This window comes from Variovorax sp. (assembly GCF_965279555.1).
Classification (GTDB): domain Bacteria; phylum Pseudomonadota; class Gammaproteobacteria; order Burkholderiales; family Burkholderiaceae_C; genus Variovorax.
The window spans coordinates 1,114,681-1,137,746 of record NZ_OZ257247.1 but is presented as its reverse complement, the minus strand read 5'-3'; the positions used below and the strand labels follow the sequence as shown (position 1 = coordinate 1,137,746).

The window sequence follows — 23,066 nt, the reverse complement described above, 5'->3', positions numbered from 1 at the left end:
GAGGAACTGGTTTCCGCTCAGGCCTTGAGCGATTCGACCACCCGCTGCAATGCCTCCGGCAGCGGCACCGGGCGCTGGGTGGCGCGGTCGACGTAGACGTGGATGAAGTGGCCCTGCGCCGCGGCGCTGTCCGAGCCTTCGGCGAACAGAGCGATTTCATAGCGAACGCTGGAGCGGCCGGCCTGCGCAACGCGGATGCCCGCCTCCACCGTCTGCGGAAACGCGATGGGAGCGAAGTAGTTGCACTGGGTCTCGACCACGAAGCCGATGGTCTGACCCTGGTGGATGTCGAGCGCGCCGCGCTCGATCAGCAGCGCGTTCACCGCCGTATCGAACCAGCTGTAGTAGACGACGTTGTTGACGTGGCCGTACATGTCGTTGTCGGCCCAGCGCGTCGGGATGCTGCGAAAGGCGCGATAGCCTTCACGTGTATTCGGGGTGGGTTTGGTGGTGGCGCTCATCGCGCGGCATTTTGCCAGCGGCGCCAGTACTCCAGGCCCACCCTGAAGGTGCCGACCTGCACCTGCACCGTCTCCGCAATGTCGTTGGCGTAGCCGCCGGCCATCGCGAATGCCATCGGCAGGCGGCGCTGCCAGGCCCAGTCGAACACACGCCGGTCGCGCGCCTCCAGCCCGTCGAAGCTCAGCTTGAGGCGGCCCAGGCGGTCGCGCTCGAAGGGATCGGCACCGGCGAGGTAGATCACGAGGCCGGGGACAAAGCGCCGGTCGAGTTCGTCGAGTGCGTGCTCCAGCGCGGCCAAATACTCGGCGTCGCCGCAGCCGTCGGGCAACTCGACATCGAGGTCGCTCGTCTCCTTGCGGAAGGGAAAGTTCTTCTGGCCGTGCAGCGACAGCGTGAACACGCTCGGGTCGCCCTGGAAGATGCTCGCGGTGCCGTTGCCTTGGTGCACGTCGAGATCGATCACCGCCACCCTGAGCAACTGCCCGGCTCGGGCGTGCTCTGCCTGCATGAGCCGGGCGGCCACGGCAGCGTCGTTGAAGACGCAGAAGCCGCTGCCCTTGTCGGCGTAGGCATGGTGCGTGCCGCCCGCCATGTTGGCCGACACGCCCTCCGCGAAGGCCACGCGGCAGGCGGCGATGGTGGCGCCGGCCGAGCGGCGCGAGCGCTCGACCATCGCCTCGCTCCAGGGAAAGCCGATCTCGCGCATCGCCTGCGGGCTGACGCTGCCCTCGCTGACGGCAGAGATCCATTCGGGTGTGTGGGCGAGCGCCAGTTCGTCGTCGCCGGCACGTGGAGCCACGTCCATCACCACCGCCGGAAGCTGCTCCAGCAGGCGTTCGCGCAGCATGGCGTAGCGCGACATGGGGAAGCGATGGCCCTCGGGCAGGGGCAGGACGAACTGGCCGGAATAGAAGGCGCGCATGCCCGCATTCTGGAGCGGCAGGCCGAATTTAGAAGACGCGTTCTAAATTGCTGCAGAGCAGCAAAAACCCCTTGCCCGCAAAACTCAGCTGCCTATACTTGAGGCCATGCTGCACCGCAACATAGACGGCGAGACAGCGCAACGTGAACCGACCACCTAATCATCCCTTCTGGAGATCTCAAATGGCCCTGACCGCTGACCAAATCCTCGCCGCCCAAAAAGCCAACCTCGAAACCCTGTTCGGCCTGACCACCAAGGCCTTCGAAGGCGTCGAAAAGCTGGTCGAGCTGAACGTGACCGCTTCCAAGGCAGCCCTGGCCGAAGCCCAGAGCACCGCGCAGGCCGCCCTCAGCGTGAAGGACGCTCAAGAACTGCTGACGCTGCAAGCCAGCCTGTTCCAGCCCCTGGCTGAAAAGACCGCCGCCTACAGCCGTCACCTGTACGACATCGCCCAAGGCACCGGCGCCGAGTTCGGCAAGGCTTTCGAAGCCAAGGCCACCGAAGCCCAGCAAGCCTTCGTCGGCCTCGTCGACAGCGCTTCCAAGAATGCACCGGCCGGTTCGGAAACCGCCGTCGCCGTGCTGAAGAGCGCCGTGGCCGCCGCCAACAACGCTTTCGAATCGGTTCAGAAGGCCGTCAAGCAAGCGTCGGACGTCGCCGAAGCCAACTTCAACGCCGTGTCGACGCAAGCCGTCGCCGCCGCGAAGACCGCGACCGCTTCGCGCAAGCGCTAAGCAGCCGACCACCACCAGTTGTCTCCTTGGGTCCTCACGGATCCAATTCAGGGCCTCATCCTCGGATGAGGCCTTTTTTTTGGCCTGACGGGCGTCTTCGATAATGCCTGCCCTATCTCGGTTTTCCGCCAGACGAATCAACGCGGCCTTCTAGCGGAACACCGCGGAACCGGCTCCGCCGGGCTGCTGGTGTTGCCCCCTGCAAGGGGGTTGGCGTAGCGACACAAAGTGCGCGAAGACTGGGGGTGTTTCATTTCAGGAGACTTTCAATGCAGATCGACGGCAAGGTTTTTATCGTGACCGGTGGCGCTTCGGGCCTCGGCGAAGGCACGGCGCGCATGCTGGCCGCCAACGGCGCCAAGGTGGTCATCGCCGACATGCAGGCTGACAAGGGCGAAGCTGTTGCCAAGGAAATCGGCGGCGTGTTCGTCAAGTGCGACGTGAGCCAGGAAGCCGACGGCCAGGCGGTGGTGGCCGCCGCGCTCAAGCTCGGCAAGCTGGTCGGACTGGTCAACTGCGCCGGCATCGCGCCGGCCGAGAAGACCGTGGGCAAGAACGGCCCGCACGCACTGGCCGTGTTCAGCAAGACCGTCACGGTCAACCTGATCGGCAGCTTCAACATGATCCGCCTGGCGGCCGACGCCATGGGCAAGAACGAGCCCGAAGCCACCGGCGAGCGCGGCGTGCTGATTTCAACCGCCTCGGTCGCGGCCTACGACGGCCAGATCGGCCAGGCGGCCTACAGCGCCTCCAAGGGCGGCGTGGTCGGCATGACGCTGCCGATCGCCCGTGACCTCGCGCGCAGCGGCATCCGCAACATGACCATCGCCCCCGGCATCTTCGGCACGCCGATGCTGTTCGGCATGCCTCAGGAAGTGCAGGACGCCCTGGCGGCCAGCGTGCCCTTCCCCTCGCGCCTGGGCACGCCCGAGGACTACGCCAAGCTGGCCAAGCACATCATCGAGAACGACATGCTCAACGGCGAAGTGATTCGTCTGGACGGAGCGATTCGATTGGCTCCCCGCTGAGCTCGGAGGCTGGCGGCTTCGTGCTGCCGGTGCGGTCCAGGCGCTCGTACTGCGCGATCACCTGAGCCCCCAGCAGCACCAGCGTGGCCGCAATTTCCAGGCTCAGCAGCACCACGATCGCCGTGGTGAGCGAGCCGTAGACCACGTTCACCTGCGACAGCGTCGAGAAGTACCAGATCAGCACGCGCCGCGTGGCCTCCCACAGCAGCGCGGCCGTCACGCCGCCCAGCAGCGCATGCCGCAGCGACATGCGCCCGGCCGGCATCACGAGGTAGAGCGAGGTCAGCATGAAGATCTCGCCGCCCAGCCCCAGCAGGTACAGCAGAAGCCCCGAAATGCCCGACAGCGACCAGCTGTGCCCCAGCAGGTCGACGCTTTCCTGCCCCACCAGCTGCAGCGCTCCCGACACCAGCGTGACCAGCAGCAGCCCCACGCACAGGCACAGGATGTAGACGTACGGCATGGCCACGGACACCAGGAAATGGCGCTTGTGGGCGGCCTTGCGGTGGTGGAAGAACACCGCCATCGCACTCTCGAGCACGCTGAAGGCCAGAGAGCTGAAGAAGATCATCGTCACCAGCAGCACAGGCCCGAGCACGTCACGATGATCCAGGAAGCTCGACAGTTCGGCCACGATGGCTTTCGACTGCCCCGGCAGCAGCCATTCGAGATACCGCCCGATGGTGCGCAGCAATTCGGCCTGCTCGATGACGTGCGACAGCGCGATCACGCTCACGATCAGCAGCGGCACGATGGACAAGAGCGCGTAGTACGCCACCGCGCCCGCGAGAAGCAGGCCCTGGTTGGCGCGGAATTCCTTCAGCGCCTCCCAGGCGAATCGCACGGGGTGGCGCAGCACGGGAGCAGCATGTTGCAAGGGGTTGGACATCGTCATGCGTGGATTTCGGTCGCGGCCAGTATGCCGCCCGGCCGCGGGCGTTCGGCGGCTTGCGTATGATTTGCCGCTCTTCGCCTACATGACCATCCCCGCTTCATTCATCCAGGAACTCATCGCGCGCGCCGATGTGGTCGAGATCGTCGGCCGCTATGTGCAGCTCAAGAAGGCCGGCGCCAATTTCATGGGCCTGTGCCCGTTCCATGGCGAGAAATCGCCCTCTTTCTCCGTCAGCCCGACCAAGCAGTTCTATCACTGCTTCGGCTGCGGGGTGCATGGCAACGCCATCGGCTTCCTGATGGAGCATGCGGGCATGGGCTTTGTCGAGGCGGTGCATGACCTGGCCGGCCAGTACGGCCTGCAGGTGCCGGAGGACGACGCCTCCCCCGCCGAACGCGCCCGCGCCGCCAGCCAGCGCCAGAAGCAGGCCACGCTGACAGACGTGCTCGAAAAGGCCGGCGACGCCTACCGCAAGCACCTGCGCCAGGCGCCCGGCGCCATCGAATACCTGAAGGGTCGCGGCGTGTCCGGCGAGGTGGCCAAGCAGTTCGGCATCGGCTACGCGCCGGCCGGCTGGCGCGCGCTGGCCAGCGTGTTCCCCGACTACGACGACCCGCTGCTCGCCGAGAGCGGGCTGGTGATCGTCAACAACGAAGAAGGCAAGCTCAGCGAGGAGGAAGCCAAGCGCTACGACCGCTTCCGCGACCGCGTGATGTTCCCGATCCGCAACGTGAAGGGCGAGTGCATCGGCTTCGGCGGCCGCGTGCTGGGCGACGAGAAGCCCAAGTACCTGAATTCGCCCGAAACGCCCGTGTTCAGCAAGGGCCGTGAGCTCTACGGCCTCTACGAAGCCCGTGCCGCCTTCCGCGACCGTGGCTACGCACTGGTCACCGAGGGCTACATGGACGTGGTGGCGCTGGCGCAGCTCGGTTTTCCGAACGCGGTGGCCACGCTGGGCACGGCCTGCACGAGCGAGCATGTGCAAAAGCTCTTCCGCTTCACCGAATCGGTGGTGTTCAGCTTCGACGGGGACGCCGCCGGCCGCCGCGCCGCACGCAAGGCGCTCGACGGCGCGCTGCCCTACGCCACCGACGTGCGCAGCATCAAGTTTCTGTTCCTGCCGGCCGAGCACGACCCCGACAGTTTCATCCGCGAGCACGGCGCCGAGGCCTTCGCCCGCTTCGTGACCGAGGCCACGCCGCTGTCGCGCTTCATGCTCGAAGCCGCCCGCGAAGGCTGCGACCTGACCACTGCCGAAGGCCGCGCCCACATGACCAGCAACGTGCGCCCGCTCTGGAGCGCCATGCCCGACGGCGCGCTCAAGCGCCAGCTGCTGGGCGAGATCGCCGCGCTGGTGCAGCTCGACGCGGCGGCGCTCTCGGAGCTGTGGGCTTCCACGCCCGGCCCGCGCAAGCCTGGCGGCGCCTCCGCCGGACAGCGCCACAACGAACCGCCCATGTACACGGGTGGCGGGGACGACTACTACCCCGACATGCCGCCGCCACAGGACTACGAGCCGCCGCGCTATGAAAGCGATAGCAAGCCCAAGTTCCAGCCGCAGCGCAAGTTCACCAAGGGCAAGCGCTGGGGCGGCAAGTTCGAGGAGCCCATCGAGCCGCTGCGCGGCCGCGGCACCCCGCCCAGCCGGCCCGACGTGGCGGTGCGGCTGCTGCTGTCGAACATGGCGCAGTGGGAGGCGCTTTCGCACGAGCTGCACCTGATGCTGTGCGACCTGCCCGGCTCGCACGGCGCACTCTTCACATGGCTCGACAGCCAGCTGCACGAGCACGGCGTCCAGCCCTGGGCGGCGCTGCGCGAGGGGCTGCGCGGGCTCGACTTCGAGCCGCTGGCCGAGCGGCTCATGGCCGTCTCCGAAGCCGGGCCGGTGCCCGAGGGCGAGGAAGAACAGCACCTGGCCGACGCCGCCAAGGAGCTGACCAGCGTGCTCGACTTCATGCTCGACGACCGCCTGAAAGCCCAGCAGAGCGAGGCCATCGCGGCCGTAGGTAAAGACCCGAAGGCCCTGGAGCGCTACAAGGCGCTGGAGGCGCGCCGGCTCGAATTGCGCAACCGCCTGCGCCCGTCCGGTACAGAAAGTGCTTGAAATTTGCGCAACGCGCTATAATGTAGGGCTTCGCAACTGGCGAAATTAGGCAAGAGCGACAGCAGCACCTCCGGGCCGACCCCTAGCGCAACGCACTCCAACGGTAAATTCCGGCGGAAAGGGTCAATAACCGCAAGGACTGCACACCAAATGTTCGCCCGACATCTTGCCTGTTGAGGAATCACTTCCTCTTTCCCAATTGTTTTGTCCGTGCCTGTGCACGGGCGTGGTGGCGCTGTCCGCGTGACGGCGCGCCTGTGATTCCGCTTGTCTTTTCTTGCCGTAACGAGGTCGTATGCCCAGTTCAAAGAAGCCTGCTCCTTCACTTGCCAAAAGCGTCGCCACCAAGCCCGCAGCAGAAAAACCGTTGAAAGCCGGCCAGTCGCCGGCATCTAAGACGGGTGCCGCCGCAACCAAATCGGCAGCCGCAACGAAAGTGAAAACCGTGCCCACGAAATCGACCTCTCTCGACGATCCCAAAAAAGCCGCCGCCCCCGCCGCCAAGAAAGTCGGGCGCCCGCCCAAGGCCGCCGGCGCCGCTGCCACCACCGGCGCCAAGCGCGGCCGCAAGCCCAAGGCTGACAAGGACGCGCCCGAGAGCGACATCGACCTGTCGGACATCGAGGACGACCTGGCCGGCGACGAACCCGCGGCAGCCACGACCACCGAAGAGAAGGTCAAGCCGCTGCGCATGAAGATCAGCAAGGCGAAGGAACGCGCCTTGATGAAGGAATTCGGTCTCGACGAGACCGTGCTCTCCGAAGAAGACCTGGCCAAGCGCCGCTCGCGCCTGAAGACCCTGATCACGCTGGGCAAGACGCGCGGCTACCTCACGCACGGCGAAATCTCCGACCACTTGCCCGACAAGCTGGTCGACGCCGAGACCATGGAAGTCGTGGTCACCATGCTCAACGACATGGGCGTGGCGGTGTACGAGCAGACGCCCGACGCCGAAACCCTGCTGCTGAACAACACCGCGCCCACCGCCACCACGGTGGAAGAAGCCGAGGAAGAAGCCGAAGCGGCTCTTTCCACGGTGGACAGCGAGTTCGGCCGCACCACCGACCCCGTGCGCATGTACATGCGCGAAATGGGCACGGTCGAGTTGCTGACCCGCGAAGGCGAAATCGAAATCGCCAAGCGCATCGAGGGCGGCCTGATGGCCATGATGGAAGCCATCTCGGCCTCCCCAGCCACCATCGCTGAAATCCTGCGCCTGGCCGCCGAGATCCGTGAAGGCAAGGTCGTCATCTCGACCATCGTCGACGGCTTCTCGAACCCCAACGAGGCCGACGACTATGTGGCCGAAGAAGACTTCGACGAATTCGACGAAGAAGACGACGACGACGGCAAGGGCGGCTCCAAGGCCCTGACCAAGAAGCTCGAAGAACTCAAGCGCGACGCGCTCGAGCGCTTCGACCGCATCGCCGCCCTGTTCGAGAAGGTCCACAAGATCTACGACAAGGAAGGCTACGGCACGCCGGCGTACGCCAAGGCCCAGCAGGCCATGTCGGACGAGCTGATGACCATCCGCTTCACCGCCCGCACCATCGAGAAGCTGTGCGACCTGGTGCGCACGCAGGTGGACGACGTCCGCAAGAAGGAACGCGAGCTGCGCCGCATCATCGTGGACAAGTGCGGCTTCCCGCAGGAAGAGTTCATCCGCGACTTCAGCGGCTTCGACAAGAACGGCAACGTCGTTCCGTCCAACCTGCTGAACCTCAAGTGGGTCGAGAAGCAGGCCGCCGCCGGCAAGCCGTGGAGCACGGTGCTCGGGCGCAACATCCCGCCGGTGCAGGAACTGCAGCAGAAGCTCGCCGACATCCAGTCGCGCGTGGTGGTGCCGCTCACGCAGCTCAAGGACATCAACAAGCGCATGAACGAAGGCGAATCGTCTTCGCGCGACGCCAAGAAGGAAATGATCGAGGCCAACCTGCGCCTCGTGATCTCCATCGCCAAGAAGTACACCAACCGCGGCCTGCAGTTCCTGGACCTGATCCAGGAAGGCAACATCGGCCTGATGAAGGCGGTCGACAAGTTCGAATACCGTCGCGGCTACAAGTTTTCGACCTACGCGACGTGGTGGATCCGCCAGGCCATCACCCGCTCGATCGCCGACCAGGCGCGCACCATCCGCATCCCGGTGCACATGATCGAGACGATCAACAAGATGAACCGCATTTCGCGCCAGCACTTGCAGGAGTTCGGCTTCGAGCCCGACGCCGGCATCCTGGCCGCGAAGATGGAGATCCCGGAAGACAAGATCCGCAAGATCATGAAGATCGCCAAGGAGCCGATCTCGATGGAAACCCCCATCGGCGACGACGACGATTCGCACCTGGGCGACTTCATCGAGGACAGCAGCAACACTGCGCCCATCGAAGCCGCCATGCAGGCCGGCCTGCGCGACGTGGTCAAGGACATCCTCGACTCGCTCACGCCGCGCGAAGCCAAGGTGCTGCGCATGCGCTTCGGCATCGAAATGTCGACTGACCACACGCTGGAAGAAGTCGGCAAGCAGTTCGACGTGACCCGCGAACGCATCCGCCAGATCGAAGCCAAGGCGCTGCGCAAGCTGAAGCACCCGAGCCGTTCGGACAAGCTGCGCAGCTTCATCGACACCCTGTAATCCGGGTTCGCTGAAGCCAAAGCGCCCGCCTTGCCCCTCACACGGGCGGCGGGCGTTCTCTTTTTCGTAGACAGACAACAAGTACAACGGAGCTGCCTTTCCATGAATCCCGATGCAGACAAACTCTGGCAGGCCCCGCGCTGGGCGCTTGCCGTGCTGCTCGCCGTGCTGGGCATGCTCGGGCCCTTCTCGATCGACACCTACATCCCGGCGTTCTCGGGCATCGCGCAATCGATCGGCGCGACGCCTGCAGAGATGCAGCAGACGCTCTCGGCCTACCTTTTCGGCTTCGCGTTCATGAACCTGTTCCACGGCGCGCTGTCGGACAGCTTCGGGCGCCGCCCCGTGGTGCTGTGGGGGCTGGCGGTGTTCACGCTGGCGTCGCTGGGCTGCGCGCTGTCGCAGAACATCACGCAGCTGGTGCTGTTCCGCGGGCTGCAGGGCCTGTCGACCGGCGCCGGCATCGTGGTGTCGCGCGCGGTGATCCGCGACATGTTCCCGCCCGCAGAGGCGCAGCGGGTTATGAGCCAGGTCACGATCTACTTCGGCGTGGCGCCGGCCATCGCGCCCATCGTGGGCGGCTTCCTGTTCGTGCACGCGGGCTGGCATGCGGTGTTCTGGTTCCTGGTGGCGGTGGGCGTGGTGCTGTTCACGGCCAACTACAAGCTGCTGCCCGAGACGCTGCACAAGGACCACCGCCAGCCCTTCCAGGTGCGCCACCTGATGCGCGGCTACTGGGACCTGTGCTCCGACCCGCGCTTCCTGCTGCTGGCCTTTGCCAGCGGGGTGCCCTTCAACGGCATGTTCCTCTACGTGCTGGCCGCGCCCGCGTTCCTCGGCGACCACCTCGCCCTGCAGCCGCAGCAGTTCTTCTGGTTCTTCCTGCTGACCATCGGCGGCATCATGCTCGGCGCGCGCGCCAGCGGGCGCATGGCCGGCAAGGTCGCGCCCAAGCGGCAGATCCGCGACGGCTTTCTCATCATGCTGATCACCTCGGTGGTCAACGTGGTGGCCAACACCTTCTTCCAGGCGCACGTGGCATGGGCGCTGTGGCCGCTGGCGGTGTTCGCCTTCGGCTGGGCGCTGATGGTGCCGGTGGTCACGCTGCTGGTGCTCGACCTGCACCCCGAGCGCCGCGGCATGGCCTCGTCGCTGCAGGCCGTGATCGGCTCCACCGCCAACGGCATCGTGGCCGGCGCGGTGGCGCCGCTGGTGATGCATTCCACGCTCGCGCTGGCGCTGACTTCGATGGCCATGCTCGCCATCGGCCTCGTCGCCTGGGTTTGGCTGCACGGCCGCTGGCCCGAGATCGGGCGCATGGTCGCCCACGAAGGCTGAGCACGGGAGACGCGTTCCGATGCCGAGGTTCGACGCCCTCCTGGCTCATGCGCGCGCCTGGCTGCCGGCACGCACCACCGTCGATGCGCGCGAACGTCTGCGCGCAGTGGCCGGTGCCGGCCTCGGCCTGCTGGCGGCGGCGCTGCTGTCGCACTGGCTGGCAGGCCCGCTGCATGCAAGCGTCTGGCTGATCGCGCCGCTGGGCGCCAGCGCGGTGCTGGTGTTCGCGGTGCCGGCGAGCCCGCTGGCGCAGCCCTGGCCGGTGATCGGCGGCAACACGCTGTCGGCGGCGGTGGGCATCGCCTGCGCCAGCTGGATTCCCGAGCCGACCATCGCTGCCGCCGTGGCCGTGGCAATGGCCGTTGCGCTCATGTTCAGCGCACGCTGCCTGCATCCGCCCGGCGGCGCCGCGGCGCTGCTTGCGGTGCTCACGCACACCACGCATTTCTCGTCGGCGCTGTTCCCCTTCTTCACCAACTCGCTGCTGCTGGTGCTGGCGGGCGTGCTCTACAACACGCTCACCGGCCGGCGCTATCCGCATGTGCAGGTCGCGCGCCCGCCGGCGGCCGATGCGCGCTTCAGCCAGGCCGACATCGACGCCGTGCTGGCCCGCTACAACCAGGTGCTGGACATCAGCCGCGACGACCTCGAATCGCTGATCCAGCAGACCGAGCTGGAGTCGTACAAGCGCCGCCTCGGCACGCTGCATTGCGCCGACATCATGTCGAGCGAGCCCATCTCGGTGGAGTTCGGCACGCCGCTGCAGGAAGCCTGGGCGCTGATGCACGAACGCCGCATCAAGGCCCTGCCGGTAACGGACCGCACGCGCCGCGTGGTCGGCATCGTCACGCAGGCCGATTTCTTCCGCCAGATCGACCTGCAGCACCACGACGGCATCGCGGGCAGGCTGCGCGAGCTGATTCGCGCCACGCGCACCGTGATGTCGAACAAGCCCGAGGTGGTCGGCCAGATCATGACGCGCCAGGTGCGCGTGGCCAGCGCCGACCGGCCGGTGGTCGACCTGGTGCCGCTGTTCTCCGAAGGCGGGCACCACCACATCCCGATCATCGACGGCGAGAAGCGCCTGACGGGGATGATCACGCAGTCGGATTTCGTGCGGGCGCTCTACCGCGCCGTCGGGCCGGCGTAGGCCCGGCCGTCATTCCAGTACGACGTTCGCTTTCTTCACCAGCGCCGCATAGCGCGCCGCCTCGCTGCGGAAGTACGCCGCGGCCTGCTCGGGCGTGGTGGGCTTGATGACGTTGCCCTGCTTGTCCATCGCCTCTTTCACCTCGGCGCTGGTGAAGGCTGCGGCCACCGCGTCGTGCACGCGCTGCACATCGGCGGCCTGCATCTTCGCCGGCCCGATCACCGCGAACCAGCCTTCGACCGCGTAGTTGGGCAGCCCCTGCTCCGCGATGGTCGCGATGTCCGGGGCGGCCGGCGAGCGCGTGGCGCCGCACAGGCCGATGGCGCGCAGCGCGCCGCTCCTGATGTGCGGCTGCACCGCCGGCAACGACACCACGCCCATCTCGACCTGCCCGCCGATCATGTCGGTCACCATCGGGCCCGTGCCCTTGTACGGGATGTGCCGCGCCTTCACGCCGGCCTCGTCCATGAACATCTCGCCGGCCAGGTGAATGATGGTGCCGTTGCCCGACGACGCGTAGTTGTAGCCGCCGGGCTTGGCGCGCAGCAGCGCGATCAGCTCCTGCACGTTCTTTGCGGGCAGCTTCGGGTTGGCCACCAGCACCAGCGGCGTGGCACCCACCACGCTGATCGGCGTGATGTCGTTGATCGCGTCGAACGGCATCTTCTTGAACACCGCCGGGTTGATGACGTGGTTGTTCGACACCATGCCCAGCGTGAGCCCGTCGGGCGCGGCCTTGACGATGGCCCCCGCTCCAGTGATGCCGCCGGCACCCGGCAGGTTCTCGATCACCACCGGCTGGCCGAAGGCCTTGCCGAGCGCGGGTGCCGCCGCACGCACGATGGTGTCGACGCCGGAGCCGGCGCTGATCGGCAGGATGAAGCGGATGGGCTTGTCCGAGCCCTGTGCGAACGCCGGGCATGCGGCCACCGCGGCGGCGCAGGCGCCGAGGCCCAGCACCGCGCGGCGGTTCATCGGGGGAAATGTCTTGTCGGTCATGGCTTTGTCTCTCTTTATGGTTTTGAAAATTCGCGCCGGCGCGTGGATCAGGCCACCGCCGAGCCCGCAAGCAGTTCATCGACCTGCTCGCGCGCATAGCCCAGTTCGGCCAGCAGTTCGCGGGTGTGCTCGCCCAGCGTCGGCGGGTGCATGCGCACGCCCAGGCGCTCGCCGCCGAGCGTGATCGGGAACAGCGTGGTCTGCGCCATTTCGCCGGCGCGCTCGCCGTCGGGCAGGCGGATGTCCACGAGGCCGCCGGTGGCCTTGAGGTGCGGATCGGCGTAAAGGTCTTCGGGCCGGGTGATCGGCGCGAAAGGCAGGCCGTTGGCTTCGAAGATGGCCGACAGCTCCGCCGCCGAACGCCCGGCCAGCCGCTCGCGCAAGTCGGCCAGCAAGGTGGGCCGCGCACGCACGCGCGCGTTGTTCGTCTGCAAGGCGGCGTCGGCCTTCAGGTCGTCGAAGCCCAGCGCGTCGCAGAAAGTCTTCCATTGCGCGTCGCTCACCGCGGCCAGGAAGATCTGCTCGCCGTCTTTCACCGTGAACACGTCGTACAGCGCCCAGGCCGAGATGCGCTCAGGCATCGGCGCGGCAGCCTGGCCGGTGATGGCGTACTGCATCATGTGCTGGCCGACCAGGAACACGTTGTTCTCGAACAGCGCGGACTGCACCTCCTGCCCCTTGCCGGTCTCGGCGCGCTGCATCAGCGCGGCAATGGCGCCGATGGCACCGAACATGCCGCCCATGATGTCGTTCACGCTGGTGCCCGCGCGCAGCGGATCGCCGGGGCGCCCGGTCATGTAGGCCAGGCCGCCCATCATCTGCACCACCTCGTCGAGCGCGGTTCTGTGCTCGTAGGGGCCGGGCAGGAAGCCGGTGTGGTTCACGTACACGAGGCGCGGGTTGAGCTTGCCGAGCGCGGCGTAGCCCAGGCCGTACTTGTCCATGGCGCCGGGCTTGAAGTTCTGCGCCACCACGTCGGCCGTGGCGCACAGGCGCAGCGCGGCTTCCAGCCCCTGGGGGTTCCGCAGGTCGAGCGCGATGCTCTTCTTGTTGCGGTTGAACATGGGAAAGAAGCCCGCGCCGGCGCCCAGCAGGTGCCGGGTACGGTCGCCGTCGATGGGTTCGACCTTGATGACTTCCGCCCCCAGGTCCGCGAGCACCATGCCGCAGGTCGGGCCCATGACCATGTGGGTGAACTCGACCACGCGGATGCCGGCGAGCGGCAGGCGCTTCTTTTCTTCGGTGGCGCTCATGCCGCGACTCCCTCGGCAACAGCGAAGGTCTTGGGAAAGCCAGCGCGCCATACCGTGCCCTGCAGCGTTTCTCCCTCGAGCCAGCCCGCCACCCGGCGGCGCAGGTCGAGCAGCTTCGGCAAATCGACGCCGGTCTCGACGCCCATGCTCTCGAGCATGAACACCAGGTCCTCCGTGTCGACATTGCCGCTGGCGCCGGGTGCATGCGGACAGCCGCCGATGCCGGCCAGGCAGGCGTCGAAACGCGTGATGCCGACTTCCAGCGCGGCATACACATTCGCGAGCCCCATGCCGCGCGTGTCGTGGAAATGGCCGCACCACAGCCGGTCGCCCGCGATGCGCAGCGCACGCTCGAACAGGCTGCGCACCATCGCCGGATCGGCATAGCCGACGGTGTCGGCCAGGCTCACGCGGTCGGCGCCGGCGTCGAGCAGCGCCTGCATCAGCCGCAGCACTTCGTCGGGATCGACATGGCCCTGCAGCGTGCAGCCGAAGGCCGTGCCCACGCCGCCGTCGATCAGCGTCTTCGAGCCCGCCGCGTCGCGCGCCGCGCGGATGCGGCCGACCTCGGCCACCACTTCGTCAGGCGTCTTGCGCAGGTTGGCAAGGCTGTGCGCATGGCTGGCCGACAGCGGCACGATCATCAGGTCGGCCTCTCCCGCGATGGCACGCTCGGCGCCCTTGAGGTTGGGCACCAGCACCGAGGCGAACAGCCCCGGCAGCGTCTTCGCATACGTCAGCAGCTCGGCGGTGTCGGCCAGTTGCGGCAACAGGTGCGCCGGCACGAACGAGCCGACCTCGATCTCGCGCTGGCCGGCCGCGTGGGCGTCGCGGATCCATTCGAGCTTGCGTTCGGTGGGCAGCACGCGGGCGATGCTCTGGAGGCCGTCGCGCAGGCCCACTTCGCGGACGACCGCGCGGCGCGGCAGGAAGGCGTGAATCAAGACTTTGTCTCCGTCGTGAGGGTACGGCACACATGTTAGAAGTTCCGATTCGATTCAGAAGGTATATTTTGGAAGCCACCTGATTCCAAACCGGAATATCTGGAGACACCATGCGCGACCTCGACCTGACCACCCTCCGCCTATTCGTCTCCGTCTGCGAAACGCACAGCATTGCGCGCGCCGGCGAGCAGGCCAGCATCGTCGGCTCGGCCATCAGCAAGCGGCTGGCCCAGCTTGAAGAGGCGGTGGGCACGCCGCTGCTGCTGCGCAAGCGGCGCGGCGTGGTGCCGACGCCGGCAGGCGAGACCCTGCTGGAACACGCCCGCGCAATGCTCGGCAGCGTGAACCGCATCGAGCGCGACATGGCCGCCTATGCCGGCGGCGCGCGCGGGCACGTGCGCATCCTGGCTTCGGCTTCGGTCATGGCCGAGTCGCTGGCGGAGGATGTGGCCGGCTTCCTGCAGAACCCGGCGCACCGCAACATCCGCGTCGACATGGAGGAGCGCGTGAGCCCTGAGATCGTGCGCGGCATCCGCGAAGGCAGCGCCTCCATCGGCCTGTGCTGGGACGCAGCCGACCTCGAAGGCCTGCAGAGGCGCAGCTACCGCACCGACCACCTGGCCATCGTCGCGCATCCGTCGCACCCGGTGGCGCAACACGCGCAAGTGCGCTTCGAGGACGTGCTCGACCATGAGTTCGTCGGCATGCCCGCGCTCAGCGCGGTGCAGCTGATGCTGGCGCGCGAGGCGGCGGTGGCGGGCAAGCCGCTGGTGCACCGGGTGCTGGTGTCGAACTTCGATGCGGCGCTGCGCGTGGTGCGGGCCCGGCTGGCGATCAGCGTGGTGCCGGCGGAAGTGGCGCGGCCCTTCACCGACGCCTACGGCCTGCGGCTGATGCCGCTGACCGACGCCTGGGCGCGGCGGCGGTTTGCGATCTGCTTCAGGGACGAGGCCACGCTGTCGCCCTCGGCGCAGTTGCTGGTGGCGCATCTGCAGCGCTGCGCCACGGACTGACCGAGGCGCCGGGCCTTCGATTCGCCCGGAATCGGAAACGATTCATTGCGATTCGTCGGGTTTTTGTTTCGGTTCACGCAACCTAACATTCGAGGCATCAGCGCTGTCACACCCCTCAACGCACACAGAAAGTTCGCACCATGTTCCGCAGAGCCCTTCTCTCCGCCGCCGCCCTCGCCACTACGCTGAGCCTCGCCCCGCTGGCCGCGCAAGCCGCCACGGCCGCGCAACCGCTCAAGCTCGACGTCTACAACCCCGGCGCGAAATCGATGTTCCCGGTCTCGTCGGAGATCGTCACCGGCCAGACCGACGCCGTGCTTATCGACGCGCAGTTCCAGCGCAACGACGCCGAGGCGCTGGTGCAGAAGATCAAGGCCACGGGCAAGAAGCTCACCACGGTTTACATCAGCCACAGCGACCCCGACTATTACTTCGGCCTCGACGTGATCCAGGCCGCCTTCCCCGACGCGAAGATCGTCGCCACGCCGCAGACGGTGGCCGCCATCCAGGCCTCGAAGGACGGCAAGCTCGCGCACTGGGGCCCGATCCTGAAGGACAACGCGCCCAAGTCGCTGGTGGTGCCCGAGGCGCTGGCCGGCGACAGCCTCGAACTCGAAGGCCGCAAGATCCAGGTCGTCGGCCTCGACGGCCCCACGCCCGAGCGCAGCTTCGCGTGGATTCCCTCGCTGAAGGCGGTGGTCGGCGGCATCTCCGTGTCGGCCAACATCCACGTCTGGGTGGCCGACACGCAAACGCCCGAGTCGCGCCGCGACTGGCTCAAGACGCTGGACCGCATCCAGGCCCTGCACCCGAAGACGGTGGTGCCCGGCCACTACCTGCCGAATGCCGACGGCTCGGCGCCTTACACCATTGCGTCGGTGAAGTTCACGCGCGGCTACCTCAAGGCCTTCGAAACCGAGGCTGCCAAGGCCAAGGACTCGGCCGCACTCATCGCCGCGATGAAGAAGCGCTACCCGAAGCTGGAAGACGCCTCGTCGCTGGAACTCGGCGCCAAGGTCATCAAGGGAGAAATGAAATGGCCGCAATGAACGCAGCAACCGACCAAGGCGCCACCCTGCACTACATCTTCGACCCGCTGTGCGGCTGGTGCTACGCCGCTGCGCCGCTGGTCGACGCGGCACGCGGCGTGCCCGGACTGAAGGTCGAGTTCCACGGCGGCGGCATGATGACCGGCGCCAACCGCCGCCAGATCACGCCGCAGTGGCGCGACTACGTGATGCCGCACGACCATCGCATCGCCGAGATGACGGGCCAGCCCTTCGGCGAGAACTACTTCGAGGGACTGCTGCGCGACACCGGCGCGGTGATGGACTCCGAGCCGCCGACCACCGCGGTGCTGGCGGCCGAGGCTCTGCGCGCGGGCGGCGGGCTGGACATGGCGCATCGCCTGCAGCAGGCGCATTACGTGGAAGGCCGGCGCATCGCCGACGTGGGAGTGCTGAAGGCACTGGCGGCCGAACTCGGTTTCGATGCAGAAGCCTTTGCCGCGGCATTCGATCGCCTGTCGGGCGCGCCGACTGCCCAGCACATTGCCGAGAGCCGGCAATTCCTGCAGCGCGCGGGCGGCCAGGGCTTTCCGACCTTCGTGCTGACACAGGCCGACGGCCGCGCGGGCCGCATCGACATCGGCCCCTGGCTCGGCCGCGCCGAAGACTGGAAGGCGCAGCTTGCCGCGCTGGTTGCGGCGCCTCAGCCCGCCGCGACCGACTCAACCGCGACGGCGCCGGTGTGCGGCCCCGACGGCTGCGCGATCTGAGGCTTCAGCGCGCGACGCCCAGCAGCCGGTCCAGAACCTGCGGCTGTGCGCGCAATGCCGCTGCAGAGTCGGTGTGCACGATGGTGCCGTGGTCCAGCACCACCGCCTCGTCGGAAATCGCAAGGATCGCCTGCGGATGCTGCTCCACGATGATCGCGGCCAGCCCCTCGTCCTGCGTGATGCGGCGGATGGCGCGCAGCAGCTCTTCCACGATGATGGGCGCGAGGCCCTCGAGCGGCTCGTCGAGCAGCAGCAGCTTGGGGTTGAGCACCAGCGCGCGGCCCACGGCCAGCATCTGCTGCTCGCCGCCCGAGAGCTGCGTGCCCAGGTTGGTCTTGCGTTCCGCCAGGCGCGGGAACATCTCGTAGACGCGCTGGGTGTTCCACTTGCCGGGCCGCTCCACGGCGGTGAGGTTCTCGTGCACCGTGAGCGACTTGAAGATGTTGCGCTCCTGCGGCACCCAGCCGATGCCGGCCGCCGCGCGCTGGTGCGGCGCCAGCTTGTGCAGCGCCTGCCCGCCCAGCGCGATGCTGCCGCCGTGCTGGCGCGTCGCGCCCGCCAGCGTGTTGATCAGCGTGGTCTTGCCGGTGCCGTTGCGGCCCAGCAGCGCCAGCGTCTGGCCTTCGCCGAGGGTGAACGCCACGTCGTGCAGCACCACGGCCTCGCCGTAGCCGGCGCTCAGGTTTTCGATTCGCAGCAGCTCAGACATGGGCGGCTTCTCCGTGGCCCAGATAGACCTCTTTCACCTTGGGATCGTTGGCGATGGTTTCGGGGTCGCCCTCGGTCAGCAGCGTGCCGTTGACCAGCACGGTCATGCGGTCTGCGAAGCTGAACACCAGGTCCATGTCGTGTTCGATCAGCAGCACCGACACGTCGGCCGGCAGCGCTGCCACGGTCTGCAGCAGCTCTTCGCGCTCGCCTGCGGGCACGCCCGCCACCGGCTCGTCGAGCAGCAGCACGCGCGGCTCGCAGGCCAGGGCGATCGCGATTTCCAGCAGACGGCGCTTGCCGTAGGCCAGGTGCTTCACCTGCTGGCGGGCCACGTCGCTCAGATGGAACTGTTCGAGCAGTTGCGTAGCGCGCTCGACGATCGCCTTGCTGGACCCGAGCGGCCGCCACCACTGCGCGCCTGCGCCCTGGTGCTGCGACACCACCAGCGCCAGCGTCTCCAGCGGCGTCATAGAGTCGAACAGCTGGTTGATCTGGAAGGTGCGCACCAGGCCGCGCGCCACGCGCTTGTGCGGCGCAAGCCTGGTGATGTCTTCGCCCAGCAGCGTGATGCGGCCTTCGGTCGGCGTGAGCACGCCCGTCAGCTGGTTGATGAGCGTGGTCTTGCCCGCGCCGTTGGGGCCTATCAGCGCATGGCGGGCGCCGCGCTTGAGCTCCATCGTCACGTTGTTGGTGGCCGTGATGCCGCCGAAGCGCATCACGAGGCCGTGGGTGGAGAGCACGGTGTCGCTCATGCCGCACCGCCCTTCTTCCTGCCGGCGCCGAACCATGTCCACGGCTTCAGCAGACGGTCGCGGCCCACCAGCACCAGCAGCACCAGGATCAGGCCGATCCAGAACATCCAGTACTGCGGCGTCACCGCCGACAGCCAGGTCTGCAGCAGCTTGAACACGATGGCGCCAGCCACGCCGCCGTAGAGCCAGCCCACGCCGCCGATGACCAGCATCAGCAGCACGTCGGCCGAACGGTCGAAGGCCAGCACGTCGAGCGATGCGAAGCCGGTGGTCTGCGCCAGCAGCGCGCCCGCCGCGCCGGCAACGCCGGCCGCCACGGTGTAGACAGTGACGAGCCGCGGCACCACCGGGATGCCGATGGCCATCGCGCGCAGCCGGTTGTCGCGGATCGCCTTCAGCGTGGCGCCGAACGGCGAATGCACCAGCCGGCGCATCAGCAGGAACAGCACCAGCATCACGGCCAGCGAATACCAGGCGGCCGTGCGGCCGTACAGGTCGAAGTCGAACATGCCGAGCACCGGGCCCATGACCACGCCCTGCAGGCCGTCGGCGCCGCCGGTCAGCCAGTCGAGCTTGTTGGCGAGTTCGAGCAGCAGCAGCGCGGTGCCCAGCGTGACCATGAGCCGCGTGAGGTCGCTGCCGCGCAAGATGGTCACGCTGGCCACCAGGCCCAGCAGCGCCGACAGCACGATGGCAAACACAAGGCCCACGGTCGGGTCGGGCATCACCAGCTTGGCGAACAGCGCCGCCGCATACGCGCCGAAGCCGAAGAAGGCCGCGTGGCCCAGCGACACGATGCCGGCATAGCCCAGGATCAGGTCGAGCGACATCGCGAACAGCGCGACGATGGCGATCTCGTTGACCAGCAGCGAATGCGAAGGCATGACCAGCGGCAACGCGAAGGCCACGGCCCAGGCCACGAACTCGAGCGGATGCCAGCGCGCCTTGCGCAGCAGGGCCGACTGGAAGCCGGCCGAGGAAGAAGGAGCGCTCATTCAGCGGCCTCCTTTTCGGGTGAACAGGCCCTGGGGCCGCCACATCAGGATCAGGATCATCAGCAGGTAGACGGTGAACGCACCCATCTTCGGAATGAAGTACTTGCCCGCCACGTCGGCAATGCCGAGCAGCAGCGCGGCCGCCAGCGGCCCGGTGATCGACGAGGTGCCGCCGACCGAAACCACGATCAGGAAATAGATCATGTACTTGAGCGGGAAGGTCGGGTCGAGCCCCAGGATCTCGGCGCCCAGCGCCCCGCCCAGCCCCGCGAGGCCCGAGCCCACGGCAAAGGTCAGCAGGAACACGATGTTCACGTTGATGCCCAGCCCCGCCGCCACGCGCGGGTCGTCGACCGCCGCGCGCAGCCGGCTGCCGAAGCGCGTCTTAGACAGGATGAGCTGCAGCACCACCGTCAGCACCGCGCAGACCGCGATGATGAAAAGCCGGTAGTGCCCCATGCCCAGCAGCAGCGCGCCGTCGCCGATCTCGGTGCGCCCGCGCAGCCATTCGGGCAGTTGCACGTTCTGTTGAGAAGAGCCGACGAAGTAGTCGACCGCGGCCACCGCCATGAAGGCCAGGCCGATGGAAAAGAGCACCTGGTCCAGGTGCGGCTTGCCGTACATCGGCCGGTAGAGCGTGCGTTCCAGCAAGGCCCCGGCCAGAGCGACGACGATGAACGCCAGCGGCAGGCAGGCCAGGAACGGCACGCCCAGCTTCTGCATGGCAAACACCGTGAGATACCCGCCGGCCATGGCAAAGGCGCCGTGCGCGAGGTTGATGAAGTTCATCAGCCCGAGCGTCACGGCAAGCCCCACGGCAAGCACGAAGAGCAGCATGCCGTAGGCGATGCCGTCGAAAAGAATGGTCAACATATGAGCGACTCAGCAGCTTGCCGCACGGCGCGACGCCTTCGGGAAACACCCAGGAACCGGCTTTGCCGGGCCTGCGGTGTTGCCCCCGGCAGGGGGTTGGCGAAGCGACACGAAGTGCGCGCAGCCTGGGGGCGAGCCTTTATTTTGCTTTGCCGGGGTCCTTCACGCTCTTGATCACGTCGAACTCGACGTTGTAGAGCTGGCCGTCCTTCTTCTCGACCTTGCGCAGGTACACGTCCTGCACGATGTCGCGCGTCTGCGCATCGATCAGCACCTGGCCGCGCGGGCTCTCGAAGACCTGGCCCTTCATGGCCGCCAGCAGCGCTTCGCCGCCGCCCTGGCCCTTGGTGGCCTTGAGCGCCTCGTAGATCACGCGCATGCCGTCATAGCCGCCCACGGCCATGAAGTTGGGGCGCATCTTCGGGTTGGCCTTCTCGAAGGCTTCGACGAACTTCTTGTTCATTGCCGACGGGTGCGCGGCCGAGTAGTGGTGCGAGGTGACCACGCCCAGCGCGCCGTCGCCCATGTCGTTGAGTTGATCGTCATCCGTCACGTCGCCGGTGGCGATCATCTTGATGCCGGCCTTGTCCATGCCGCGCTCCAGGAACTGCTTCATGACGGCCGCGCCCGCGCCCGAAGGCACGAAGACGAACAGCGCGTCGGGCTTGGCGTCGCGCACCTTCTGCAGGAACGGCGCGAAGTCGGGGTTGCGCAGCGGCACGCGCAGCTTCTCGATCACCTTGCCGCCGTTGAGCTGGAAGCGCTCGCTGAAGAACTTCTCGGCGTCGTTGCCCGGGCCGTAGTCGGCCACCAGCGTGACGACCGTCTTCACGCCGTTCTTCGGCGCCCAGTCGCCCATGGCCACCGACACCTGCGGCAGCGTGAAGCTCGAACGGATGATGTAGGGCGATGCCTCGGTGATGCTCGACGTGGCGGCGGCCATCACGACTTCGGGCGTCTTCGACTGGGTGGCGATGGGCGCCACGGCCAGGGCCAGGGGCGTCAGGCCGAAGCCGGCCAGCACGTTGACCTTGTCGTTCACCACCAGTTCCTGTGCCAGGCGCTTGGTGACGTCGGGCAGGCCGGTGTCGTCCTTGACGATCAGCTCGACCTTCTTGCCGGCCACGGTGTCGCCGTTCTGGGCCATGTAGAGGCGCGCAGCGGCTTCGATCTGGCGGCCGGTGGATGCCGACTGGCCCGTCATCGGCAGGATCAGGCCGATCTTGAACTTGTTGTCCTGGGCACTGGCCAGCGACATTGAAAGCGCGAGCGCCGACAGGGCTGCGGTCTGGATGAGATGGCGTCTTTGCATGTTTTTTCCTTCAGGGACGGAACTCGAAACCGGGGCTATTTTCAACACTTTGCAACAGACGGCGCAGCAGGCATTCACCTACCCCGCCTCTTTCGCTTGGCATTGTTGCGCGATCAATAAATGAACTGCGCGATCATCGCGCAAGACGGCTTGCGCCCGGGGTGGGGTCAGCTGTCGGCGCGATAGGCGGAGTCGAGCGTGAGCGTACCCACCGCGCGTGACACGCAGGCGCAGATGCGCGTGGTCGCCTGTTTTTCGTGCTCGCTGAGGAACACGTCGCGGTGGTCGATCTCGCCGTCGACGGCGATCACGTCCATGGCGCACAGGCCGCACTCGCCGCGCTTGCAGTCCGAGAGCGTCTGCACGCCGGCGGCGTCCAGTGCCTCGAGCAGCGTGCAGTCGGCCGGCACCGTGATGGCGAGGTCATGGCGCGGAATGCGCACCTGGAAGGCCTGCGTGGCGAGCCGGCCGCTGCTGCCGAAGGTCTCGAAGCGCAGGTCCTCGATGGGCCGGCCGGCCGCATGCCAGGCGCGCTTGAGCGCCTCGAGCATCGGCACCGGGCCGCAGGTGTAGAGCTGGCCGCCGGGCGGCAGCGCGGCGATGGCGGCGGCGAAGTCGATGGGCGCCGAGCCTTCGTGCGCCTCGACGCCCTCGCCCAGCGCTTCGCGCAGATGCGCGAGGTAGCCGAACTCGTCGGCATTGCGCGCGCCGTAGAGCATCTTCACCGGCACGCCGCCGCGCCTGGCGTGCTCGCCCAGCCGCTGCGCCATCAGCACCAGCGGCGTGATGCCGATGCCGCCCGCCACCAGCAGGTAGCCGGGTGCGGACATGTCGAGCGCGAAATGGTTCTGCGGCGCGCTGACCTGCAGCCGGTCGCCCACGGCCAGCCGCCACATCGCGAGCGATCCGCCACGGCCGTCGTCGAGCCGCTTGACGGCGATGCGCCAGCAGCGGCCGTCGCCCTCGCCGACCAGCGAGTAGGAGCGGGTCTGCAGCTTGCCCTGCGCCGCCATCACCTGCACCTGCAGGTGGGCGCCGGGTTCATAGGCGCCGGCAAAACCGTCGTCGGGGCGCAGTTCGAACTCGCGCACGGTGGGCGTCACGTCGCGCAGCGCAACCACCTGCGCCTGCATCCATTGAAGATCGCTTTTCATCGGGGAACAACACCAACAGGA

The 23,066-nt window shown here is 67.4% G+C and carries 21 protein-coding genes and 1 pseudogene; 9 read left to right on the top strand and 13 right to left on the bottom strand.

All coding sequences use genetic code 11. The features are described from left to right. Window positions 1–17: 17 nt before the first annotated feature. Window positions 18–461 (bottom strand): acyl-CoA thioesterase, encoded by a 444-nt coding sequence (locus ACQY8B_RS05575; protein ID WP_422085777.1) that lies wholly within the window; start codon window positions 459–461, stop codon window positions 18–20. After that, on the bottom strand, window positions 458–1,384 hold the full coding sequence (locus tag ACQY8B_RS05570; RefSeq protein WP_422085776.1) for a histone deacetylase: 927 nt from the start codon (window positions 1,382–1,384) through the stop codon (window positions 458–460). Before ACQY8B_RS05570 ends, ACQY8B_RS05575 begins: the two co-directional genes overlap by 4 nt. Window positions 1,385–1,566: 182 nt before the next feature. Between ACQY8B_RS05570 and ACQY8B_RS05565 the strand changes: the two genes are divergently transcribed. Continuing rightward, window positions 1,567–2,118, top strand: coding sequence for a phasin family protein (locus tag ACQY8B_RS05565; protein ID WP_198088673.1), 552 nt, complete (start codon window positions 1,567–1,569; stop codon window positions 2,116–2,118). Between the two features lie 269 nt (window positions 2,119–2,387). After that, window positions 2,388–3,146, top strand: coding sequence for a 3-hydroxyacyl-CoA dehydrogenase (locus ACQY8B_RS05560; RefSeq protein WP_422085775.1), 759 nt, complete (start codon window positions 2,388–2,390; stop codon window positions 3,144–3,146). On the opposite strand, the gene ACQY8B_RS05555 is transcribed toward ACQY8B_RS05560, so the two are convergent. Beyond that, window positions 3,094–4,041: a YihY/virulence factor BrkB family protein gene (locus ACQY8B_RS05555; RefSeq protein WP_422085774.1), complete on the bottom strand. Its 948-nt coding sequence runs from the start codon at window positions 4,039–4,041 to the stop codon at window positions 3,094–3,096. The genes ACQY8B_RS05560 and ACQY8B_RS05555 overlap by 53 nt on opposite strands. Before the next feature lie 82 nt (window positions 4,042–4,123). Between ACQY8B_RS05555 and dnaG the strand changes: the two genes are divergently transcribed. Further along, window positions 4,124–6,145: a DNA primase gene (gene dnaG / locus ACQY8B_RS05550; protein ID WP_422085773.1), complete on the top strand. Its 2,022-nt coding sequence runs from the start codon at window positions 4,124–4,126 to the stop codon at window positions 6,143–6,145. Between the two features lie 123 nt (window positions 6,146–6,268). On the opposite strand, the gene ACQY8B_RS05545 is transcribed toward dnaG, so the two are convergent. Next, window positions 6,269–6,598 (bottom strand): hypothetical protein, encoded by a 330-nt coding sequence (locus ACQY8B_RS05545; protein ID WP_422085772.1) that lies wholly within the window; start codon window positions 6,596–6,598, stop codon window positions 6,269–6,271. Between ACQY8B_RS05545 and rpoD the strand changes: the two genes are divergently transcribed. The 3 genes from rpoD to ACQY8B_RS05530 all read left to right on the top strand — a co-directional run bounded on the left by rpoD (window position 6,591) and on the right by ACQY8B_RS05530 (window position 11,262). Continuing rightward, on the top strand, window positions 6,591–8,774 hold the full coding sequence (gene rpoD / locus ACQY8B_RS05540; protein ID WP_234382454.1) for an RNA polymerase sigma factor RpoD: 2,184 nt from the start codon (window positions 6,591–6,593) through the stop codon (window positions 8,772–8,774). The two genes, ACQY8B_RS05545 and rpoD, sit on opposite strands and share 8 nt — an antisense overlap. A gap of 102 nt (window positions 8,775–8,876) precedes the next feature. Further along, complete coding sequence (locus ACQY8B_RS05535) at window positions 8,877–10,112, top strand: multidrug effflux MFS transporter (protein WP_237675246.1); 1,236 nt, start codon at window positions 8,877–8,879, stop codon at window positions 10,110–10,112. 19 nt (window positions 10,113–10,131) lie between these two features. Further along, the gene (locus ACQY8B_RS05530; RefSeq protein ID WP_422085771.1) at window positions 10,132–11,262 is read left to right on the top strand and encodes an HPP family protein; all 1,131 of its coding nucleotides are present in this window, start codon (window positions 10,132–10,134) and stop codon (window positions 11,260–11,262) included. Between the two features lie 9 nt (window positions 11,263–11,271). Here ACQY8B_RS05530 and ACQY8B_RS05525 read toward each other — a convergent pair whose 3' ends face one another. The 3 genes from ACQY8B_RS05525 to ACQY8B_RS05515 are packed head-to-tail and all read right to left on the bottom strand — an operon-like array spanning window position 11,272 to window position 14,458. Beyond that, window positions 11,272–12,261, bottom strand: a complete 990-nt coding sequence (locus ACQY8B_RS05525; protein WP_422085770.1) for a tripartite tricarboxylate transporter substrate binding protein — start codon at window positions 12,259–12,261, stop codon at window positions 11,272–11,274. A 47-nt stretch (window positions 12,262–12,308) separates the two neighbouring features. Beyond that, window positions 12,309–13,514, bottom strand: a complete 1,206-nt coding sequence (locus tag ACQY8B_RS05520) for a CaiB/BaiF CoA transferase family protein (RefSeq protein ID WP_422085769.1) — start codon at window positions 13,512–13,514, stop codon at window positions 12,309–12,311. Continuing rightward, the gene (locus ACQY8B_RS05515) at window positions 13,511–14,458 is read right to left on the bottom strand and encodes a hydroxymethylglutaryl-CoA lyase (RefSeq protein WP_422085768.1); all 948 of its coding nucleotides are present in this window, start codon (window positions 14,456–14,458) and stop codon (window positions 13,511–13,513) included. The genes ACQY8B_RS05520 and ACQY8B_RS05515 overlap by 4 nt, the downstream gene beginning before the upstream one ends. A 110-nt stretch (window positions 14,459–14,568) precedes the next feature. On the opposite strand from ACQY8B_RS05515, the gene ACQY8B_RS05510 reads away from it, so the two are divergent. The 3 genes and pseudogenes from ACQY8B_RS05510 to ACQY8B_RS05500 all read left to right on the top strand — a co-directional run bounded on the left by ACQY8B_RS05510 (window position 14,569) and on the right by ACQY8B_RS05500 (window position 17,248). Next, window positions 14,569–15,471: a LysR family transcriptional regulator gene (locus ACQY8B_RS05510; protein ID WP_422085767.1), complete on the top strand. Its 903-nt coding sequence runs from the start codon at window positions 14,569–14,571 to the stop codon at window positions 15,469–15,471. A 140-nt stretch (window positions 15,472–15,611) separates the two neighbouring features. Continuing rightward, window positions 15,612–16,514: pseudogene (locus ACQY8B_RS05505) on the top strand (MBL fold metallo-hydrolase); the annotation flags it as partial. After that, window positions 16,508–17,248, top strand: coding sequence for a DsbA family protein (locus ACQY8B_RS05500; RefSeq protein WP_422085766.1), 741 nt, complete (start codon window positions 16,508–16,510; stop codon window positions 17,246–17,248). The pseudogene ACQY8B_RS05505 and the gene ACQY8B_RS05500, both read left to right, overlap by 7 nt. A gap of 4 nt (window positions 17,249–17,252) precedes the next feature. Here the strand turns inward: ACQY8B_RS05500 and ACQY8B_RS05495 are convergent, their stop codons facing one another. The 6 genes from ACQY8B_RS05495 to ACQY8B_RS05470 form a co-directional block, all read right to left on the bottom strand. Continuing rightward, entirely contained in the window at window positions 17,253–17,957 is a 705-nt protein-coding gene (locus ACQY8B_RS05495; RefSeq protein WP_422085765.1) for an ABC transporter ATP-binding protein, read from the bottom strand. After that, window positions 17,950–18,711, bottom strand: a complete 762-nt coding sequence (locus ACQY8B_RS05490; RefSeq protein ID WP_422085764.1) for an ABC transporter ATP-binding protein — start codon at window positions 18,709–18,711, stop codon at window positions 17,950–17,952. The genes ACQY8B_RS05495 and ACQY8B_RS05490 overlap by 8 nt, the downstream gene beginning before the upstream one ends. Beyond that, a complete protein-coding gene (locus ACQY8B_RS05485; RefSeq protein WP_422085763.1) occupies window positions 18,708–19,706 on the bottom strand; it encodes a branched-chain amino acid ABC transporter permease in 999 nt (332 codons plus the stop codon). Before ACQY8B_RS05485 ends, ACQY8B_RS05490 begins: the two co-directional genes overlap by 4 nt. Continuing rightward, entirely contained in the window at window positions 19,707–20,579 is an 873-nt protein-coding gene (locus tag ACQY8B_RS05480; RefSeq protein ID WP_081268628.1) for a branched-chain amino acid ABC transporter permease, read from the bottom strand. It lies immediately after the preceding gene. Window positions 20,580–20,718: 139 nt separating this feature from the next. Further along, window positions 20,719–21,891, bottom strand: a complete 1,173-nt coding sequence (locus ACQY8B_RS05475) for an ABC transporter substrate-binding protein (protein ID WP_285414466.1) — start codon at window positions 21,889–21,891, stop codon at window positions 20,719–20,721. A gap of 167 nt (window positions 21,892–22,058) precedes the next feature. Then, window positions 22,059–23,045 carry a PDR/VanB family oxidoreductase gene (locus tag ACQY8B_RS05470; protein ID WP_422085762.1) on the bottom strand — a complete coding sequence of 329 codons (987 nt, stop codon included), beginning with the start codon at window positions 23,043–23,045 and terminating at the stop codon, window positions 22,059–22,061. Window positions 23,046–23,066: the final 21 nt, after the last annotated feature.

Coding starts and splice junctions, on each gene's coding strand:
- ACQY8B_RS05575 (WP_422085777.1), bottom strand. CDS start 461: ATGAGCGCCACCACCAAACCCACCCCGAATACACGTGAAGGCTATCGC.
- ACQY8B_RS05570 (WP_422085776.1), bottom strand. CDS start 1,384: ATGCGCGCCTTCTATTCCGGCCAGTTCGTCCTGCCCCTGCCCGAGGGC.
- ACQY8B_RS05565 (WP_198088673.1), top strand. CDS start 1,567: ATGGCCCTGACCGCTGACCAAATCCTCGCCGCCCAAAAAGCCAACCTC.
- ACQY8B_RS05560 (WP_422085775.1), top strand. CDS start 2,388: ATGCAGATCGACGGCAAGGTTTTTATCGTGACCGGTGGCGCTTCGGGC.
- ACQY8B_RS05555 (WP_422085774.1), bottom strand. CDS start 4,041: ATGACGATGTCCAACCCCTTGCAACATGCTGCTCCCGTGCTGCGCCAC.
- dnaG (WP_422085773.1), top strand. CDS start 4,124: ATGACCATCCCCGCTTCATTCATCCAGGAACTCATCGCGCGCGCCGAT.
- ACQY8B_RS05535 (WP_237675246.1), top strand. CDS start 8,877: ATGAATCCCGATGCAGACAAACTCTGGCAGGCCCCGCGCTGGGCGCTT.
- ACQY8B_RS05530 (WP_422085771.1), top strand. CDS start 10,132: ATGCCGAGGTTCGACGCCCTCCTGGCTCATGCGCGCGCCTGGCTGCCG.
- ACQY8B_RS05525 (WP_422085770.1), bottom strand. CDS start 12,261: ATGACCGACAAGACATTTCCCCCGATGAACCGCCGCGCGGTGCTGGGC.
- ACQY8B_RS05520 (WP_422085769.1), bottom strand. CDS start 13,514: ATGAGCGCCACCGAAGAAAAGAAGCGCCTGCCGCTCGCCGGCATCCGC.
- ACQY8B_RS05510 (WP_422085767.1), top strand. CDS start 14,569: ATGCGCGACCTCGACCTGACCACCCTCCGCCTATTCGTCTCCGTCTGC.
- ACQY8B_RS05500 (WP_422085766.1), top strand. CDS start 16,508: ATGGCCGCAATGAACGCAGCAACCGACCAAGGCGCCACCCTGCACTAC.
- ACQY8B_RS05495 (WP_422085765.1), bottom strand. CDS start 17,957: ATGTCTGAGCTGCTGCGAATCGAAAACCTGAGCGCCGGCTACGGCGAG.
- ACQY8B_RS05490 (WP_422085764.1), bottom strand. CDS start 18,711: ATGAGCGACACCGTGCTCTCCACCCACGGCCTCGTGATGCGCTTCGGC.
- ACQY8B_RS05485 (WP_422085763.1), bottom strand. CDS start 19,706: ATGAGCGCTCCTTCTTCCTCGGCCGGCTTCCAGTCGGCCCTGCTGCGC.
- ACQY8B_RS05480 (WP_081268628.1), bottom strand. CDS start 20,579: ATGTTGACCATTCTTTTCGACGGCATCGCCTACGGCATGCTGCTCTTC.
- ACQY8B_RS05475 (WP_285414466.1), bottom strand. CDS start 21,891: ATGCAAAGACGCCATCTCATCCAGACCGCAGCCCTGTCGGCGCTCGCG.
- ACQY8B_RS05470 (WP_422085762.1), bottom strand. CDS start 23,045: ATGAAAAGCGATCTTCAATGGATGCAGGCGCAGGTGGTTGCGCTGCGC.